The organism is Inquilinus sp. Marseille-Q2685, assembly GCF_916619195.1.
Taxonomy (GTDB): Bacteria; Pseudomonadota; Alphaproteobacteria; order DSM-16000; family Inquilinaceae; genus Inquilinus.
In genome coordinates, this window is the sequence record NZ_CAKAKL010000006.1 from 40,805 (window position 1) to 58,870 (window position 18,066).

At 70.3% G+C, this 18,066-nt stretch carries 16 protein-coding genes; 9 read left to right on the plus strand and 7 right to left on the minus strand.

Features of this window, described 5'->3' with window-relative positions:
- Positions 1–94: 94 nt before the first annotated feature.
- Positions 95–1,180 carry a LacI family DNA-binding transcriptional regulator gene (locus LG391_RS24100; RefSeq protein ID WP_225770597.1) on the minus strand — a complete coding sequence of 362 codons (1,086 nt, stop codon included), beginning with the start codon at positions 1,178–1,180 and terminating at the stop codon, positions 95–97.
- Between the two features lie 131 nt (positions 1,181–1,311).
- Between LG391_RS24100 and LG391_RS24105 the strand changes: the two genes are divergently transcribed.
- The 4 genes from LG391_RS24105 to LG391_RS24120 all read left to right on the plus strand — a co-directional run bounded on the left by LG391_RS24105 (position 1,312) and on the right by LG391_RS24120 (position 6,572).
- The gene (locus LG391_RS24105; protein ID WP_225770598.1) at positions 1,312–2,952 is read left to right on the plus strand and encodes an alpha-glucosidase family protein; all 1,641 of its coding nucleotides are present in this window, start codon (positions 1,312–1,314) and stop codon (positions 2,950–2,952) included.
- A gap of 127 nt (positions 2,953–3,079) precedes the next feature.
- Positions 3,080–4,357, plus strand: coding sequence for an ABC transporter substrate-binding protein (locus LG391_RS24110; RefSeq protein WP_225770599.1), 1,278 nt, complete (start codon positions 3,080–3,082; stop codon positions 4,355–4,357).
- Positions 4,358–4,613: 256 nt separating this feature from the next.
- Positions 4,614–5,723, plus strand: a complete 1,110-nt coding sequence (locus LG391_RS24115; protein WP_225770600.1) for a carbohydrate ABC transporter permease — start codon at positions 4,614–4,616, stop codon at positions 5,721–5,723.
- Positions 5,724–5,732: 9 nt separating this feature from the next.
- The gene (locus LG391_RS24120; protein WP_225770601.1) at positions 5,733–6,572 is read left to right on the plus strand and encodes a carbohydrate ABC transporter permease; all 840 of its coding nucleotides are present in this window, start codon (positions 5,733–5,735) and stop codon (positions 6,570–6,572) included.
- Positions 6,573–6,719: 147 nt separating this feature from the next.
- Here the strand turns inward: LG391_RS24120 and LG391_RS24125 are convergent, their stop codons facing one another.
- Positions 6,720–8,210: an MDR family MFS transporter gene (locus tag LG391_RS24125; protein ID WP_225770602.1), complete on the minus strand. Its 1,491-nt coding sequence runs from the start codon at positions 8,208–8,210 to the stop codon at positions 6,720–6,722.
- A gap of 189 nt (positions 8,211–8,399) precedes the next feature.
- On the opposite strand from LG391_RS24125, the gene LG391_RS24130 reads away from it, so the two are divergent.
- Together LG391_RS24130 and LG391_RS24135 are read left to right on the plus strand one after the other, a co-directional pair.
- The gene (locus tag LG391_RS24130; RefSeq protein ID WP_225770603.1) at positions 8,400–8,987 is read left to right on the plus strand and encodes a septation protein A; all 588 of its coding nucleotides are present in this window, start codon (positions 8,400–8,402) and stop codon (positions 8,985–8,987) included.
- 4 nt (positions 8,988–8,991) lie between these two features.
- A complete protein-coding gene (locus tag LG391_RS24135; RefSeq protein WP_225770604.1) occupies positions 8,992–9,675 on the plus strand; it encodes a pyrimidine 5'-nucleotidase in 684 nt (227 codons plus the stop codon).
- A 4-nt stretch (positions 9,676–9,679) separates the two neighbouring features.
- Here LG391_RS24135 and LG391_RS24140 read toward each other — a convergent pair whose 3' ends face one another.
- Positions 9,680–10,129, minus strand: coding sequence for a DUF2147 domain-containing protein (locus LG391_RS24140; protein WP_225770605.1), 450 nt, complete (start codon positions 10,127–10,129; stop codon positions 9,680–9,682).
- Between the two features lie 203 nt (positions 10,130–10,332).
- Here LG391_RS24140 and leuC point away from each other — a divergent pair, with 203 nt between their 5' ends.
- Positions 10,333–11,739 (plus strand): 3-isopropylmalate dehydratase large subunit, encoded by a 1,407-nt coding sequence (gene leuC / locus LG391_RS24145; protein ID WP_225770606.1) that lies wholly within the window; start codon positions 10,333–10,335, stop codon positions 11,737–11,739.
- A gap of 268 nt (positions 11,740–12,007) precedes the next feature.
- Here leuC and LG391_RS24150 read toward each other — a convergent pair whose 3' ends face one another.
- Positions 12,008–12,601: a YqgE/AlgH family protein gene (locus LG391_RS24150; protein ID WP_225770607.1), complete on the minus strand. Its 594-nt coding sequence runs from the start codon at positions 12,599–12,601 to the stop codon at positions 12,008–12,010.
- A 117-nt stretch (positions 12,602–12,718) separates the two neighbouring features.
- Between LG391_RS24150 and LG391_RS24155 the strand changes: the two genes are divergently transcribed.
- Together LG391_RS24155 and LG391_RS24160 are read left to right on the plus strand one after the other, a co-directional pair.
- Complete coding sequence (locus LG391_RS24155) at positions 12,719–14,839, plus strand: protein-disulfide reductase DsbD (RefSeq protein WP_225770608.1); 2,121 nt, start codon at positions 12,719–12,721, stop codon at positions 14,837–14,839.
- A 48-nt stretch (positions 14,840–14,887) separates the two neighbouring features.
- Positions 14,888–15,370 (plus strand): peroxiredoxin, encoded by a 483-nt coding sequence (locus tag LG391_RS24160; RefSeq protein ID WP_225770609.1) that lies wholly within the window; start codon positions 14,888–14,890, stop codon positions 15,368–15,370.
- Positions 15,371–15,496: 126 nt separating this feature from the next.
- On the opposite strand, the gene LG391_RS24165 is transcribed toward LG391_RS24160, so the two are convergent.
- From LG391_RS24165 to LG391_RS24175, 3 genes are all read right to left on the minus strand, one after another.
- Entirely contained in the window at positions 15,497–16,495 is a 999-nt protein-coding gene (locus LG391_RS24165) for a saccharopine dehydrogenase NADP-binding domain-containing protein (RefSeq protein WP_225770610.1), read from the minus strand.
- An 86-nt stretch (positions 16,496–16,581) separates the two neighbouring features.
- Positions 16,582–17,061, minus strand: coding sequence for a ribonuclease HI (rnhA, locus tag LG391_RS24170; RefSeq protein ID WP_225770900.1), 480 nt, complete (start codon positions 17,059–17,061; stop codon positions 16,582–16,584).
- Between the two features lie 29 nt (positions 17,062–17,090).
- Positions 17,091–18,056: a homoserine kinase gene (locus LG391_RS24175; RefSeq protein WP_225770611.1), complete on the minus strand. Its 966-nt coding sequence runs from the start codon at positions 18,054–18,056 to the stop codon at positions 17,091–17,093.
- Positions 18,057–18,066: the final 10 nt, after the last annotated feature.

Genomic DNA, 18,066 nt, shown 5'->3' on the forward strand with positions numbered 1-18,066 from the left:
ACGCCGGTGAGAACACCCCTCCCCCTACCCCCTCCCGCAAGGGGAGGGGGAGGACGAATTGTGCAGTGATGGCGCACAGGATTCCAGCCCCGCCTCACCCCGGCGGCCGGGTCGAACCGCGGATGACCAGCTCGGTCGGCAGCAGGTGGCGGTCGGGCGGGATGGTGGCGCCGTCGGCGACGGCGTCGAGCAGCAGCCGGGCCGCGGCGGCGCCCTTGTCGAACAGCGGCTGGCGGACCGTGGTCAGGGCCGGGCGCACCAGCGCCGCGCGCGGGATGTCGTCGAATCCCGCGACCGACAGGTCTTCCGGCACCCTGAGGCCCAGCGACCGCGCCGCCTCGATCGCGCCGATCGCCAGCCGGTCGGACATCGCCAGGATGGCGGTCGGCCGGTCCGGCCGGCGCAGCAGCGACAGCGCCGCGTCGCGGCCATACGCCTCGCTCGACGCCGGCCGCTCCTCCACCGGCACCGAATCCGGGTCGATGCCGGCAGCGGCGATCGCCTCGACATAGCCGTCCAGCCGGTCGACGCTGGTGCGGAAGGTCATCTTCGTCCGCCGCGCGGCGTCGAGCGGCCCGACATAGCCGTCGACCGCCGATTCCAGCGTGATGATGCCGAGCCGGCGGTGGCCGAGCCCGACCACGTGCTGCGCCACCCGCCGGGCGGCGCCGCGGTCGTCGATGCCGACGAAGGCCACGCCGTCCGGCACCTGGTTGTCGATCGCCACCACCGGCAGGCCCCGGCGCAGCAGCGGCGCCCAGGCCTCCGCCCCGTTCAGGAAGCCGTAGACCAGGAAGCCGTCGACCGCGGCGCGGTGGATGGCGCTGCGGCTGGCCGGGCTCTTCACCGCCGGCAGGATCAGGAGGCCTGAGCGCGCCTTCTCGCAGGCGCTGGCGATGCCGCGCAGCATGCCGACCGCCGCCGGGTCGTCGAAGGCGAAGGGCAGCGTCTCGTGGAACAGCAGGCCGATCGCCTCCGCCTTGCCGGTGCGCAGCATCCGCGCCGCCGGGTTCGGCCCGTGCCCCCCCATCGCCCGGGCCGCCGCCATGATCCGGTCGCGCAGCTCGGCCGACAGCTGGTCCGGCCGGTTGAAGGCGTTCGACACGGTGGTGCGCGACACACCGACCGCCGCCGCGATGTCCAGCAGCGTGCCCCGCCGCTTCTCCGGTCCGTCCGTCATGGGACCACCCTAAAGACTCCCTCTTGATCGATCAAGAAACCCTCGATACTGTAAAAACTGAATGCATTCAGAGGACCGCGACGCAGCGGCAGCTCGCGGCTCGGATGCAGGCGGACAGGCGGAGGGGACGAATGCGCGAATGGTGGCGCGGCGCGGTGATGTACCAGATCTACCCGCGCAGCTTTCTGGACACCAATGGCGACGGCATCGGCGATCTGGCCGGCATCACCGCCAGGCTCGACTACATCGCCGATCTCGGCGTCGACGGGATCTGGATCTCGCCCTTCTTCACCTCGCCGATGAAGGATTTCGGCTACGACGTGTCGGATTACCGCGACGTCGACCCGATGTTCGGCACGCTGGCCGATTTCGACCGGCTGGTCGAGAAGGCGCACGCCCTGGGGCTGAAGGTGATCATCGACCAGGTGATCAGCCACACCTCCGACCAGCATCCCTGGTTCGCCGAGAGCCGGGCCAGCCGCGACAACCCCAAGGCCGACTGGTTCGTCTGGGCCAACCCGAAGCCGGACGGCAACCCGCCGAACAACTGGCTGTCGATCTTCGGCGGCTCGGCCTGGCAGTGGGACACCCGCCGGCGCCAGTACTACATGCACAATTTCCTGGTGCAGCAGCCGGACCTGAACCTGCACAACCCAGAGGTGCAGGAGGCGGTGCTGGCGGCGCTGGAGTTCTGGCTGCAGCGCGGCGCCGACGGCTTCCGCCTGGACACCGCGAACTTCTACATGCACGACCGGCTGCTGCGCGACAATCCGGGCAAGCCGGCGGACCGGGCGCCGACCGGGGACGACCGGGCGGACAACCCCTACTACATGCAGCTGCATCTCTACGACAAGTCGCAGCCGGAGAACCTGATGTTCCTGCGCCGGCTGCGGGCGCTGATGGACCGCTATCCGGACCGGATGGCGGTGGCCGAGATCGGCGACGACGACCCGATCGGCCGGACCGCGGAATACGTCCAGGCCGACCTGCTGCACACCGCCTACAATTTCAGCCTGCTGAACGACAATTTCAGCGCGGCGCACATCGCCACGGCGCTGACCGCCTTCGAGGCGGCGACCACCGACGGCTGGCCGTCCTGGGCCTTCTCCAACCACGACGTCAAACGAGTCCTGACCCGCTGGGGCGGCGCCGCGGCCGACCCGAGACTGGCGCGCCTGCTGATCGCGCTGCTGACCTCGCTGCGCGGCACAGCCTTCCTGTACCAGGGCGAGGAGCTGGGCTTGCCCGAGGCCGACGTGCCCTATGAGAGGCTGCAGGACCCCTACGGCATCACCTTCTGGCCGGACTACAAGGGCCGGGACGGCTGCCGCACCCCGATGCCGTGGGAGGCCGAGGCGCCCCAGGCCGGCTTCTCCACCGCCGAGCCCTGGCTGCCGATCCCCGAGGCGCATCGCCGCCTGGCCGTGGGCGCCCAGGCCGGCGACCCCGAGTCGACCCTGGCCTTCACCCGGCAGTTCCTGCGATGGCGCCGCAGCCGCCCGGCCTTTGCCGCCGGATCGCTGCGCTTCCTCGACACCGCCGACGGTGTCCTCGCCTTCGAGCGGCGGCTGGAGGATGAGCGCATCCTCTGCGTCTTCAACCTGACCGGCGAGACCCGGATCTGGACCGCACCGCCGGCCGAGATCGCGCCGACCGACGCGCCGGGGCTGGGGGCGAAGCTGGACGGCGGCCGGGTGGCGCTGCCGCCCTATGCCGCCTTCTTCGGCGCCCTGGCGGCCGAGGCGGTGCAGCCGGAACGAAGCGCGGCCTGACAACGTTCGGTTCAAGAATAATTTCATTTCGACTCGCCAGGGGCCGCCCTGGCGAGTCACCCTTTGCCCAAGACGAGCGCGGGGGACCCGCCCGGTCTTCCCGCTGCCACAAGCAGAAGGAGGAGACATGTCGAGGAGCGCCATCCTTCCCCTCACCCTCGCGCTGGTCCTGACAGGCACCATCGCCCAGGCGGCGGGGGTCAAGGTCACCATCTCCTGCGGCTCGGCCGGCGCCGAGCAGCCGCAATGCCAGCAGGGCGCCAAGGCGTGGGCGGAGAAGACCGGGAACACGGTCGAGGTCGTCGCCGCCCCGCAATCGACCTCGGACCAGCTGGCCCTTTACCAGCAGATCCTGACCGCCCAGTCCGGCGACATCGACGTCTTCCAGATCGACATCATCTGGCCCGCCATCATCGGCAGCCACTTCGTCGACCTGAAGCCCTATGTCGACCAGGCCACCATCGACCAGCACTTCCCCAGCATCATCCAGGGCCTGACCCGCAACGGCCAGCTGCTGGCCATGCCCTGGTTCACCGATGCGGGGCTGCTGTATTACCGCCAGGACCTGCTGGACAAATACAAGCTGAAGGTGCCCGAGACCTGGACCGAGCTGACCGAGAGCGCCAAGACCATCCAGGAGGGCGAGCGCAAGGCCGGCAACGACCGCTTCTTCGGCTTCGTGTTCCAGGGGCGGGCCTATGAGGGGCTGACCTGCGACGCGCTGGAATGGATCGTCAGCTTCGGCGGCGGCACCATCGTCGGCCAGGACGGCAAGATCACGGTCAACAATCCGCAGGCGGCCAAGGCGCTGGACACCGCGGCTTCCTGGGTCGGCACCATCGCCCCCGACGGCGTGCTGAACTACATGGAGGAGGACGCCCGCGGCGTGTTCCAGTCCGGCAACGCCGCCTTCATGCGCAACTGGCCCTACGCCTATTCGCTGGTCAATTCCGGCGACAGCCCGGTCAAGGGCAAGATCGCCACCGCCCCGCTGCCGAAGGGCGACGGCGAGGGCGCCCGCCACGCCGCGACGCTCGGCGGCTGGAACCTGGCGGTGTCGAAATACTCGGCCCATCCGAAGGAGGCCGCCGACCTGGTCCTGTACCTGACCGGCAAGGAGGAGCAGAAGCGCCGCGCCATCGACGCCACCTTCCAGACCACCATCCCGGCGCTGTACGACGACCCGGACGTGCTGAAGGCCCAGCCCTTCTTCGCCCAGCTGAAGGGCGCCTTCGAAAGCGCGGTCGCGCGCCCCTCGGCGATCACCGGCGAGCGCTACAACGAGGTCTCGACGCTGTTCTGGAACGCCGTCCACAACACCCTGTCCAAGCAGGGCGACGGCGCCGCCAACCTGGCGCAGCTGCAGAAGGAGCTGAACCGGCTGAGCCGCGGCGGCCGCTGGTGAGGACAGGCCCTCGCGTGCATCCCGCCAACGCTGCTCCGATTGCCTCTCCCGCTTGCGGGAGAGGTCGGAGACGCGAAGCGGCTCCGGGTGAGGGGACTTCGTCGAGGCCTGGGCCAGCCCTCACCCGCCAGCGCTGCGCGCTGTCGACCTCTCCCGCGGCCAGCGGGAGAGGCAACACAAATCCGCCGCCGAGAGGGCCAGCCCGGCCGACCTGAGCTGATCGAGCGCCTCTGCCATTGACTTCGGGGAGGACCCTATGACCGTCGCCACCTCGACCCCGGCCCGTTCCGCGCACACCGCCAAGCCGGCCGTCTCGAGACTCAGCCGGCAGCGCATCCGCGCCGCCTGGGTGTTCCTGGTCCCGATGCTGCTGGTGCTGACGCTGGTCGCCGGCTGGCCGCTGGTGCGGACCATCGCGCTGAGCTTCACCGACGCGACCTTGAAGGCCGAGCAGCCGACCCGGCTGGTCGGCTTCGACAACTACCTGTTCTACGGCCCGAACCGCGCCGACTGGGATGCCGAGCTGGGCGGCTACTACGTGTTCTACGACCCGACCGGCGCCAACCTGGTGTGGAAGCCGGAGGAAGGCAGGTTCTACGACATCGACCAGAACAAGCCGGTCGACTACGACGTCGACACCAGCGGCATCTTCAGCTGGCAGGGGCTGCTGGTCGACCCGGTGTGGTGGCGGTCGGCGTGGAACACCATCCTGTTCACCGTGATCTCGGTCTCGATCGAGACCGCCCTCGGCCTCGTCATCGCCATGACGCTGAACGCCCATCTGCCGGGGCGCGGGCTGCTCAGGGCCGCGGTGCTGATCCCCTGGGCCATCCCGACCATCGTCTCGGCCAAGATGTGGGGCTGGATGCTGAACGACCAGTACGGCGTGGTGAACGAGGTGCTGCTGTCGCTCGGCGTGATCTCCAGCCGCATCGCCTGGACCGCCGACCCGGCCCTGTCGATGGCCTCGGTGATCGCGGTCGACGTGTGGAAGACCACGCCGTTCATGACCCTCCTGATCCTGGCCGCGCTGCAGATGCTGCCGAGCGAGGTGTACGAGGCGGCGAAGGTCGACGGCATCCGGCCCTGGCGCGTCTTCACCCGCATCACCCTGCCGCTGATCTGGCCGGCGCTGATGGTGGCGATCCTGTTCCGGGCGCTGGATTCGCTGCGGGTCTTCGACCTGATCTACGTCCTGACCTCGAACAGCATCAACACCATGAGCATGTCGGTCTTCGCCCGGCAGCAGAGCATCGATTTCGGCAATGTCGGCTTCGGCTCCGCCGCCTCGACCCTGCTGTTCGTCATCATCGCCGTGATCGCCGCCCTGTGGATGGTGGCGGGCCGCGTGCGCTTCGACAAATAGGAGGCGACGATGAGCAGAACCTCCCGGCGCCGGATCGGCCGCACCTTCTTCTACGTGCTGGTGGCGGCGATCATCCTCTACACGGTGTTCCCGTTCTACTGGGCGGTGATCTCGTCGCTGAAGAGCGGCCAGCAGCTGTTCGGCACCGACCTGCTGCCGCCCTCGCCCACCCTCGACAACTACGCCAGCGTGTTCCTCGAGCAGCCCTTCCTGACCAATATCGTCAACTCCCTGATCGTCGCCGGGTCGACCGTGCTGATCTGCCTCGCGCTGTCGGTCAGCGCCGCCTATGCGCTGGGCCGGGTGCGGTTCCGCGGCCGCAGCACCATCCTGATGCTGACCCTGGCCGTGTCGATGTTCCCGCAGGTGGCGGTGCTGACCGGGCTGTTCGAGCTGGTGCGCTGGGCCGGGCTGTACAACCAGCTCGGCTCGCTGATCCTCAGCTACATGATCTTCACCCTGCCCTTCTCGGTCTGGGTGCTGACCACCTTCATCCGCGAGCTGCCGCGCGAGCTGGAGGAGGCGGCGATCGTCGACGGCGCCAGGCCGTGGCAGATCCTGGTCCGGGTGTTCCTGCCGCTGCTCGGCCCGGCGCTGGCGACCACCGGCCTCCTGGCCTTCATCGCCGCCTGGAACGAGTTCCTGTTCGCCCTGACCTTCACCCTGACCAACGAGGTGCGGACGGTGCCGGTGGCGATCGCCCTGATCTCCGGCGCCACCCAGTTCGACATCCCCTGGGGCAACATCATGGCGGCGTCGGTCGTCGTGACCGTGCCGCTGATCGTGCTGGTGATGATCTTCCAGCGCCGCATCGTCTCCGGCCTCACCGCCGGCGCAGTGAAAGGATAGCCGGTCCGGCGGAAGTGCATCCCGGCGCCCGGGAAGGGCGGCGCCGGGATGCGATACGCAGGTCGGTTTGGACGATTAGGATGTTATGCGCTGCGCTTGGGCCTGAAAAGGACAATCGTCCTCAACCTTGAGACGATCCGGCCGCCCCTACTCGACCAGAGCCTCTTTCGCATGGGCCGCGGCGCCGCCGCGCAGCGGCCGCTCCTCCATCAGCAGCAGCCAGAGGAAGCCGAGGGCGAGGCCGGCGGCGGCGGCCAGGAACAGCCAGTGGAAGGCGCCGACCAGATCGTCGCGCATCGCCGGGGTCAGGGCGCCGAGATTCTCCGGCGACCGGCCGTCGCCGCCGATCGCGGTCAGCACGATGGCGCCGAAGCCGGCGACGACGATGGCGCTGCCGAGCGAGCGGAAGAAGTTCATGCAGCCGGTCGCGGTGCCGAGCTGGTGCATCGCCACCGCGTTCTGGATCGAGATGGTGGTGACCGGCAGCACCGTGCCGAGGCCGAGCCCGACGGCGGCGAGCGCGACCTCGACCAGCCACAGCGGCAGCCCGTCCGGATGGGCCGCGAGCCCGACCAGCGCCGCCGCGGCAATCACCAGCCCGACCAGCGGCGTGCGCTTGTAATGGGTCATGCGCGCCATGAAGCGGCCGGCGATGTTGGCGCCGGTCACGGTGCCGGCCATCAGCGGCATCAGCGCCAGGCCGGAATCGCTGGCCGAGAGGCCGACCACGCCTTCGAGATAGACCGGGACGTAGATCGACAGGCCGATGAAGCTGCCCATGACGCAGAAGGCGGCGGCGGTGCCGGTGCCGACCACCGGGTTGAGCATCACCGCCAGCGGGATCAGCGGCTCGGCCGCGGTCAGCAGGCGGATGGCGAACAGCACCCACAGCACCAGCGAGACGCCGAACAGGCCCAGCACCTCGACCGAATCCCAGGGATAGCGCACGCCGCCCCAGGTCAGCGCCAGCATCGCCGCCACGGTGGCGCCGACCATCAGCACGGCGCCGAGCACGTCGAGCCTGTGCCGGCGGTCGTGCCGCGGCAGGCGGCGCAAGGCGCCCCAGACCATCCAGAAGGCGCCGAGGCCGAGCGGCAGGTTGATCCAGAAGATCACCGACCAGTGCAGATGGTCGGCGAACAGGCCGCCCAGCACCGGCCCGACCACGCTGGAGGTGACGAAGACGCTGGCGATGTAGCCCTGGTAGCGCCCGCGCTCCTTCGGCGAGACCACGTCGGCGATGATGGTCTGGGCCAGCGAGATCAGCCCGCCGCCGCCGAGGCCCTGCAGCGCCCGGGCCAGGATCAGCGCCAGCATCGTCGGCGCCAGCGCGCAGGCGACCGAGCCGACGATGAACACGCTGATGCTGACCAGCAGCGTGACCCGCCGGCCGTGGATGTCGCTGAACTTGCCGTAGAGCGGGGTCACCGCGGTGGCGGCCAGGAGATAGGCGCTGACCACCCAGGACAGGTGCTCGACGTCGCCGAGCTCGCGCCCGATGGTCGGCAGCGCCGTGGCCACGATGGTCTGGTCCAGCGCCGCCAGCAGCATCGCCAGCATGATGCCGATGATGATCGAACGGATGGCGGCGTGGTCGAGCGGCGCCGGGGCGGCGGCCGCCGGACTGTGTGCGGACATGGTGCGGTGTTTCCGAATGCGAGGATCGGCGGCGGCGAAGCGCCCCGCATCCTTAACCTTCGCCCGGGCAGGTTGTCGTACAAGAGCGCTGTCGGCAGTGCAGCCATCGTCGCCGGGCATGGGCGCCTGCGGCGTCGCATCCCGCCGATCGCAGTTCCCCGGCCGGACGACTTGCTCTAGGGTGCGGCCATGATCGACCAGACCGACACGCAGCCCGTCGCCAAGCCCGAGAAGGGGCCGTTCCTGCGCCTGGCGCTCGAGGCCGGGCCGTTGCTGCTGTTCTTCGTCGCCAACCAGACCGCCGGCATCATGCCGGCGACGGCGGTGTTCATGGTGGCGACCGTGGTCGCGGTGGTGCTGTCGATCCGGCTGGAGAAGCGCTGGCCGATCATGCCGATGGTCGGCTGCGTCTTCGTGCTGGTCTTCGGCGGGCTGACGCTGTGGCTCGAGGACGACCTGTTCATCAAGCTGAAGCCGACCGTGGTGAACCTGCTGTTCGCGGCGATCCTGTTCACCGGCCTGGCCACCGGCCGCAACTTCCTGAAGCTTATGATGGGCACGGTGTTCGAACTGGACGACCAGGGTTGGCGCAGCCTGACCTGGCGCTGGGCGGTGTTCTTCGTCGTGCTGGCGGCGGTCAACGAGGTCGTCTGGCGCAGCTTCTCGACCGAGTTCTGGGCCGGGTTCAAGCTGTTCGGCATCCTGCCCCTGACCCTGGTCTTCGCCATGGCGCAGATGCCGCTCCTGATGCGGCACCAGGTCAAGCCGGCGGACTGAAGGGATGCGGCCGGCCGATCCCCTGCGCCATGTCGAGCACTGGGTGTTCGACCTCGACAACACGCTCTACCCCGCCCGCACCAACCTGTTCGCCCAGATCGACCGGCGCATGGGCGAGTACATCCGCACGCATTACGACCTGCCGGAGGGCGAGGCCAAGGCGCTGCAGAAGCGGCTGTTCCGCGAGTACGGCACCACGCTGCGCGGCCTGATGAACGAGCGCGCGGTCGACCCCGGCCCGTTCCTGGAATTCGTCCACGACATCGACATCTCGGCGATCGGGCCGAGCCCGACCCTGGCGGCGGCGCTGGCCGACCTGCCGGGCCGCAAGATCGTGTTCACCAACGGCTCGGTCCGTCATGCCGAACGGGTGCTGACCCGGCTCGGCGTCATGGCGCAGTTCGACGGTATCTTCGACATCGTCGCGGCGGATTACGTGCCGAAGCCCGACCCCGGCCCCTACCGGGCGATGCTCGACCGCTACGGCCTGGCGCCGGCCTCGACCGCGATGGTCGAGGACATGGCCCGCAACCTGCTGCCGGCGCATCGGCTGGGCATGACCACGGTCTGGGTGCGCACCCCGTCGGACTGGGGCCAGCCCCTGCCCGGCGACGGCCATATCGATATCGCCGTCGACGACACCGCCGAATGGCTGGCCGCCGTCGCCGCGGCGCGAAGGGCTGTCTGACGCACTATCCGCACGCCTTGAAGCTGCCCGGCGCCAGTCGGGTCCAGGTGTCGGTGCGGCCGAGCAGGCTGATGCCGACATAGCCGCGCAGGTCCAGCGTGGCCGGCCCGGTCAGCCGCATCTCGGCGTCGTAGGTCTTGCCGCTCTTCGGGTCGTAGATCGTGCCGTCCTCCCACTCCGTGTCGGAGACCTGGGTGAAGCTGTGCAGCATGACCAGCCGGCACAGCGGCTTGCCGCGCTTGCTCTCGTCCGGGTTGTTCACGTCGGTGGCCGGGGCGTCCGGCGGCAGGCCGGCGATCAGGCCGCAGATCCCGTTGGTGCAGTCGGTGATCTCGATCACCGACCGGCCGTCCCCGGTGCGCCAGAAGCCCTTGATTCCGCCGGCGGCGGAGGCGGCCGGGGCAGCCAGGGCCACGGCCAGGCCGATGAGAAGGGCGGCGCTGCGGATGGTCATGGGCACTCCCATATCTTCCGTTGTTGCTTGTGCCTGCGAGGATGCGGCCGGGCCGGACTCCTGTCCATCGTCCCGATTTGCACCGCGGGAAGGGTGACAACTTTGAAATTATTCCAGCTTTTGCCTCGGTTTACGCTCGGCTATGGTCCAGCGTCGGCCGAAAGGGCCGCCGGCCGAAGCGCCGGATGACGGAGATGTGAGAGATGAGCGCGCCGCGGACACTGTTCGACAAGATCTGGGACAGCCATGTCGTCCACCGCCAGGATGACGGCACGTGCATCCTCTACATCGACCGCCACCTCGTGCACGAGGTGACCAGCCCGCAGGCCTTCGAGGGGCTGCGCATGGCCGGCCGCAAGGTGCGCCAGCCGCAGGCCACCCTGGCCGTGCCGGACCACAACGTGCCGACCAGCGATCGCAGCAAGGGCATCGCCGACGAGGAGAGCCGGATCCAGGTCGAGACGCTGGAGAAGAACGCCGCCGATTTCGGCGTGCCGATCTTCACCATGAACGACATCCGCCAGGGCGTGGTCCACATCATCGGGCCGGAACAGGGCTTCACCCTGCCGGGCACCACCATCGTCTGCGGCGACAGCCATACCTCGACCCACGGCGCCTTCGGCGCCCTGGCCTTCGGCATCGGCACCAGCGAGGTGGAGCATGTGCTGGCCACCCAGACGCTGCTGCAGAAGCCGGCCAGGAACATGCGCATCACGGTCGAGGGCGACCTGCCGCTGGGCGTGACCGCGAAGGACATGATCCTGGCGATCATCGGCACCATCGGCACCGCCGGCGGCACCGGCCATGTCATCGAATATGCCGGCGACGCCGTCCGCGCCCTGTCGATGGAAGGCCGGATGACGGTCTGCAACATGTCGATCGAGGCCGGCGCCCGGGCCGGGCTGATCGCCCCGGACGAGACCACCTTCGCCTATCTCAAGGGTCGGCCGATGGCGCCGAAGGGCGAGGCCTGGGACCAGGCGGTCGAATACTGGCGCACCCTGCCCTCGGACGAGGGCGCCCGCTACGACCGCGAGGTCGTGCTGAAGGCCAGCGACATCGTGCCGATGGTCACCTGGGGCACCAGCCCCGAGGACGTGGCGCCGATCACCGGCGTGGTGCCGGATCCGGAGGCCGCGCCGGACGCCAACAAGGCCAGCGCCTGGCGCCGCAGCCTGGACTATATGGGCCTGAAGCCCGGCCAGCGCCTGAGCGAGGTGCCGGTCGACAAGGTCTTCATCGGCTCCTGCACCAACGGCCGGATCGAGGACCTGCGCGCCGCCGCCGCCGTGGCCCGCGGCCGGCGCGTCGCGGACAAGGTCTATGCCATGATCGTCCCCGGCTCGGGCCTGGTGAAGGAGCAGGCCGAGGCCGAGGGCCTCGACCGGGTGTTCAAGGAGGCCGGCTTCGACTGGCGCGAGCCCGGCTGCTCGATGTGCCTGGCCATGAACGCCGACAAGCTGTCGCCGGGCGAGCGCTGCGCCTCGACCTCGAACCGCAACTTCGAGGGCCGGCAGGGCCGCGGCGGCCGCACCCACCTGGTCAGCCCGGCCATGGCCGCGGCGGCAGCGATCGCCGGCCACCTGACCGACGTGCGCGAGCTGAACTGACGCTCGCCGCACCCGGCCTTTACCCCTGATCTGTCATGCCCGGGCCTGACCGGGCATCCAGAAGGTCTCGACGCTCCCTGGATTGCCGGGTCAAGCCCGGCAATGACAGGAGGGGCTTGGCCGTCCTCCGGAGGCTGTCCGAAAACGTGGCGGCGTGAGTCGACTGGTGGTGGGCCGAGAACCGGAGCGCAGCGGACATAGGTCCGTGAGCACCGGAAGCGGAGGCACCGCCATCAGGCGGCCACGCCGGCGCGTTTGCGGATGGCCTCTATGCATGCCCCGCTTCGCCCGACAGCATCATCGGGTCGATGCCGAGCTTGGCGATGGCGCGTTCCCATTTCACCGACAGGTCGTCGCCGAACAGGATGTCCGAATCGCAGGGCACGGTGAGCCAGCCATTGGCCTGGATCTCGGCGTCGAGCTGCCCGGCGCTCCAGCCGGCATAGCCGAGCGCCAGCAGGTGGCGGCTGGGGCCCTCGCCATTGGCGATCGCCTGCAGCACCTCGAGCGTCGAGGTCACCGCGACGTCGCCGACCACCACCGTCTTCTCGGCCCGGTAGTCGGTCGAATGCAGCACGAAGCCGCGGCCCGATTCGACCGGCCCGCCGAACTGCACCCGGGTGCTGCCGAGCAGGTCGCCATGCGGGATGCCGAGCTGGTCGAGCAGGGTCGGGAAGTCGATGGTCGACAGCGGCTTGTTGACCACCAGCCCCATCGCCCCCTGGTCGTTGTGGGCGCAGAGATAGATCACCGTCCGGGCGAAGGGCGGCGCGATCAGCGTCGGCATGGCGATCAGCAGCTGCCCCGCGAGGTAGCTGCCGTCCGCCGGCACCTGGCCCTTGGAGGTTTTCGCCCGTCTCATCCCGACCATTGCTCCATGTTCCGTTTTCGGCTGCGACACCAAGGCTAACCCGCGCCGATCTGGTTTCGAACGACTATATAGGCCAAAGAAAGGCGGTTTCATGGTGCCGGAGATTCGATGACGACTAGGCTCGCAGTCCTGACGGCCGCCGCGCTCGGCCTCGCCGCGCTGGCCGGGCCCGGCCCGGTCGGGGCCGCCGAGACGCCGTGGCAGCAGGCCAAGGGCGCATCGGCGCGGCTGGTCACGGCGGTCGACGGCACCGGAGCCTTGAGCGAGATCCCCGCGGGGCTGCACATCCGGCTGGACCCGCACTGGAAGACCTATTGGCGGTCGCCCGGCGATGCCGGTCTGCCGCCGGCACTGGACTGGGCGGGCTCGACCAACCTCGGCACCGCGACCCTGGCCTATCCAGCGCCGCACCGGTTCCAGCTGTTCGGTCTCGAGACCTATGGCTACGAGACCGAGGTGGTGTTCCCGCTGACCCTGCCGGTGGCGCAACCGGGGCAGCCGCAGCACCTGGCCCTGGCCGCGACCGTGCTGGTGTGCAGCGACATCTGCATCCCGGCCAGTTTCAGCTTCGCGCTCGACCTGCCGGCCGGCGCCGCGACGCCCGACCCGGCCGCGGCCAACCTGATCGACCGCTACGCCAATGCGGTGCCGGGCGACGGCGGCGCCGCGGGCCTGGCGATCGGTCCGGTCGCCGCCACCACCGCCGGCCCGAACGGGGGGCTGAGGATCGAGGCGACGGCGCGCGAGCCCTTCGAGACGCCGGACATCTTCGTCGAGGGCGCACCGGGCGACGCCTTCGCCGCGCCGCGCATCACCACCAGCGAGGGCGGCCGCCGGCTGGTGGCCGAGATCGACCGGATCCAGGCGGCGGCCGACCCGCCGGCGCCTCTGGCCGGCAGCCCGCTGGTGCTGACCCTGGTCGACGGGCCGCGCAGCGTCGAGGCCAGGACGACGGCCGGGGCGGCCGTGGCCGCCGCGCCGGATGTCGCCGCCTGGCTGTCGATCCTGGGCGTGGCGCTGCTGGGCGGGCTGGTCCTGAACCTGATGCCCTGCGTGCTGCCGGTGCTGTCGCTCAAGCTGCTCTCGATCGTCGAGGCGGGAGGCCGGACGCCGCGGCGGCAGCGGCTGGGCCTGCTGGCCACCGCCGCCGGCATCCTCGGCTCCTTCCTGGTGCTCGCGGCGGGCGCCGTCGGGCTGAAGGCGGCGGGTACCTCGGTCGGCTGGGGCCTGCAGTTCCAGGAGCCGGTATTCCTGGCGGCAATGGCGGTGATCGTCACCCTGTTCGGCTGCAACCTGCTGGGCCTGTTCGAGGTCACCCTGCCCGGCCGCGCCATGGATGCCGCGGCCCGGGCCAGCGGCACCGGCCGGCCGGAGAAGGACGGCCTGGCCGGCCCGTTCCTGACCGGCGCCTTCGCCACCCTCCTGGCCACCCCCTGCTCCGCCCCCTTCGTCGGCACCGCGCTGGGCTTCGCCCTGTCGCGCGGGCCCGCGGAGATCGGCGCGATCTTCACCGCGCTCGGCATCGGCATGGCCCTGCCCTATCTGCTGATCGCCGCGGTGCCGGGCCTGGCCCGGCTGCTGCCGCGCCCCGGCCGCTGGATGGTCTGGATCAAGGCCGTGCTGGGCCTTGCCCTGTTCGGCACGGCCGCGTGGCTGCTCTCGGTCCTGGCCGTGCAGGTGCCGCCGGCGGCGGCCGCGGCCGTGGCGGCCGTGCTGGCGGCGATCGCCCTGGTGCTGTGGCTGCGCCGGCGCGGCGGGGTCGCGATCCGGCGCCTGGGCGCCGCCGCCGCCGCGATCCTGGCCCTGGCGGCGGTGCTGCTGCCGCTGCGCTTCGACCGGTCCGACGCGGCGACGCCGCAGCCGGCCTCTTCCATCCCCTGGGCCCGGTTCGACCGGGCCGCGATTCCCGGGCTGGTGCGCGAGGGCAAGGTGGTGTTCGTCGACGTCACCGCCGACTGGTGCCTGACCTGCAAGGTCAACAAGCTGCTGGTGATCGGGCGCGACCCGGTGGCCGCGACGCTGGGCACGGCGGGCGTGGTGCCGATGCTGGCCGACTGGACCAGTCCCGACCAGGCGATCGCCGATTACCTTGCGGCGCATGGCCGCTACGGCATACCGTTCAACGCCGTGTACGGGCCGGGAGCGCCGGACGGGATCCTGCTGCCGGAGCTCCTGAGCACCGAGGCGGTCCTGGACGCGCTGAAGCAGGCCCGCGGCGCGAGCTCGTAGCGTCGGCCGATGCGGGCCGGCCCCACACACTCTGGCGGAGAGAACCCCATGACGATCAAGGTTGGCGACCGCATCCCGTCGGTCACGCTGAAATACCTCGGCAAGGAGGGCATGGCCGAGATCAACACCGACGACCTGTTCAAGGGCAAGACGGTCGCCCTGTTCGCGGTGCCGGGCGCCTTCACCCCGACCTGCTCGGCCAAGCACCTGCCGAGCTTCGTCAACAATGCCGAGGCGCTGAAGGCCAAGGGCGTCGACACGATCGCCTGCCTGGCGGTGAACGACCCCTTCGTGATGAAGGCCTGGGCCGACAGGAACGAGGTCGGCGAGACCGTGTTCATGCTGCCGGACGGCAACGCCACCCTGACCAAGGCGCTGGGGCTGGAGATGGACGGGTCGGGCTACGGCCTGGGCACCCGGTCGCAGCGCTTCGCCCTGATCGCCAAGGACGGCGTCGTCACCCATCTCGGCGTCGAGAAGCCGGGCGCCTTCGAGGTGTCGAGCGGCGAGGCCATCCTGGCGGCGCTGTAAACGCGCTTCTTTCGTCCCCTTTTCCTGTCATGCCCGGGCTTGACCCGGGCATCCAGAGAGCGTCGACACCCTCTGGATTGCCGGGTCAAGCCCGGCAATGACAGGAAAAGGGGAGTCGGGCCGTCCCTACGCCGCCTCCATCTCGACCGTGATCCGCACGCCGAGTTGCTCGAACCGCGCGATCGCCGCCTCGGGCGCGACCAGGGTCTCGGGCAGGGCCAGGCCGCCGGCCGGCAGCGGCTGGCCGTCGAGGCCCAGGACGCGCTCGGCAATGACCACGGCGCCCAGCGCCGTCATATGGTCCACCCCCTTCGGGTCCGACACCAGGATCCGCCGCCGGGCCCGCTGTCCCGACCGCAGTACCCCGTCGATCTCGATCAGGCCCTCATGCGAGGCGCGGCCGCCGGCCCGGGTGCCGATCGAGTCGCCCTCGCCGAAATCGAAGCGGACATCGGGGGCGCCGGTGATCGCCGCCAGGCTGGGCACGTCGAGCGCGGCCAGGGGCTGCACCGTAGCCTCCAATCCTTCGGCCAGGCGCAGGGTGCGGGCGTGGTCGCCGGCCTCGACCCAGGCCCATTGTCCGGCCCGGCGCAGCAGGGCCCGGCCGGAGAAGGACGCGGCATCGGCGGCGCTCATCGGCCCGACCGAATCCGCCGCGTCGTAGAGGGCGGCCATGGCGACGGAGTCGATCCGGTCGAAATCCACGATCGCCGGCCGGGCCGCCAGGATCAGCACCCCGGCCGCCCAGTGCCCGGCCAGCACGACCGGCCGCCGCGGCGGCGCATGCAGCGCCGCGAACACCGCGGGCCCGGTCTCCTCCACCACCTTGGTGATGCCGATATGGGCGGCGCCCTGCGCCATGGCGGCCTGGATCAGCGCGTCGCCGCGGTCCTGCAGCGCCGCCACGATCAGGTCGACCGGCCCGAGATCGGCCAACGCCGCCGCCGGGTCGGCGACGTCGAGCCGTTGGGTCGCCGCCCCGATCTCCCGCGCCAGCGCGGCGCCGGACTCCGGCGACCGCCCCGCCAGGATGATCTCGAGATCCGGCGCCGCCCGGCGCAGATACCGGGCGACGGTGCCGCCGACCACGCCGTATCCGCCGGCGATCAGGACTCGCTGAACCATGATCCTTCCCCTTCTCCCAGGCCGCCATGCGGCGATATTACTAATAGTAACTTACCATTCGTAATATGGAGGGAGGATGGTCCGGATCAAGCCTCGGCCGGCGCCAGACCGCGGCCGAACTCGCGCAGGCCTTTCCGCGCCAGCTCGTCGACGCGCTCGTTCTCGGCGTGGCCGGCATGGCCGCGGGTCCATTCCCAGCGGATCTTGTGCGGTGCGGCGGCGGCGTCGAGCCGCTGCCACAGGTCGACATTCTTCACCGGCTTGCGGTCGGCGGTGACCCAGCCGCGCGCCTTCCAGCCCTTCAGCCACTGCATCACGCCGTTGCGGACATACTGGCTGTCGGTGGTCAGCACCGCGTCGACCGGGCGCTTCATCGCCTCCAGCGCCTGGATCGCCGCCATCAGTTCCATGCGGTTGTTGGTGGTCAGCGTCTCGCCGCCATAGAGCTCGCGCTCGATCTCGCCCATGCGCAGCAGCACGCCCCACCCGCCGGGGCCGGGATTGCCGCTGCAGGCGCCGTCGGTGAAGATCTCGACCTTAGGAAGTTTCTGGGGCGGCAGCTTCATCGGCTTCTTCGTCGTCGCGGCGGTGTCGGTCACGGGTCGATCCCATAGGCGGCCACGCTGGTGACCTGCTGGTGGAAGCGCAGCTTGCGCCAGTATTCGAGCGGGTCCTTCGGCCGGACGAAGGCGCCCGGCGGGTGGTTCAGCCAGTCGTAGAGCCGGGTCAGCAGGAAGCGCAGCGCGTTGCCGCGGGCCAGGAGCGGCAGGGCCGCGACCTCGGCCGGCGACAGCGGCCGTTCGGCCCGATAGCCGGACAGCAGCAGCCGCGCCTTGGTGACGTTGAAGGCGCCGTCCGGCTCGAAGCACCAGGCGTTCAGGCAAATCGACAGATCGTAGGCCAGCATGTCGGTGCAGGCGAAGTAGAAGTCGATCAGCCCGGACAGGCGGCCGTCGCGGAAGAACACGTTGTCCGGGAACAGGTCGGCATGGATCAGCCCGACCGGCAGGTCCGTCGGCCACCGCGCCTCGAGGAAGGCGAGCTCGCGGGTGATGCCCTCGGCGAGGCCGGGCGTCACGGTGTCGGCGCGGTCGGCGCAATCCGCCACCAGGCGGCGCCAGCCGTCGAGCGACAGGTTGTTCGGCCGGGTCATCGGGAAATCGGCCCCGGCCTCGTGCATGCGGGCCAGCGCCGGGCCCAGGGCCTGGCAGTGCCAGGGCTGGATCCGCTTCGGCCACAGCCCGTCGAGGAAGGTGACGATCACCGCCGGCCGCCCGGCCAGGCGGCGCAGCGCCTGACCGTCGCGGGCGGCGACCGGCTGCGGGCATTCGATACCACGCGCCGCCAGATGCTGCATGAGGCCGAGGAAGAAGGGCAGGTCGGCCTCGGCCACCCGCTTCTCGTAGAGCGTCAGGATATGCGGCCCGGCCGTGGTCACCAGCAGGTAGTTGGAGTTCTCGACGCCCTCGGCGATGCCCTTCAGCGACAGGACGGAGCCGATGTCGTACTGCGCCACGAAGGCGGCGACATCCTCGTCGGTGACTTCGGTGTAGACGGCCATGGATCGCCCG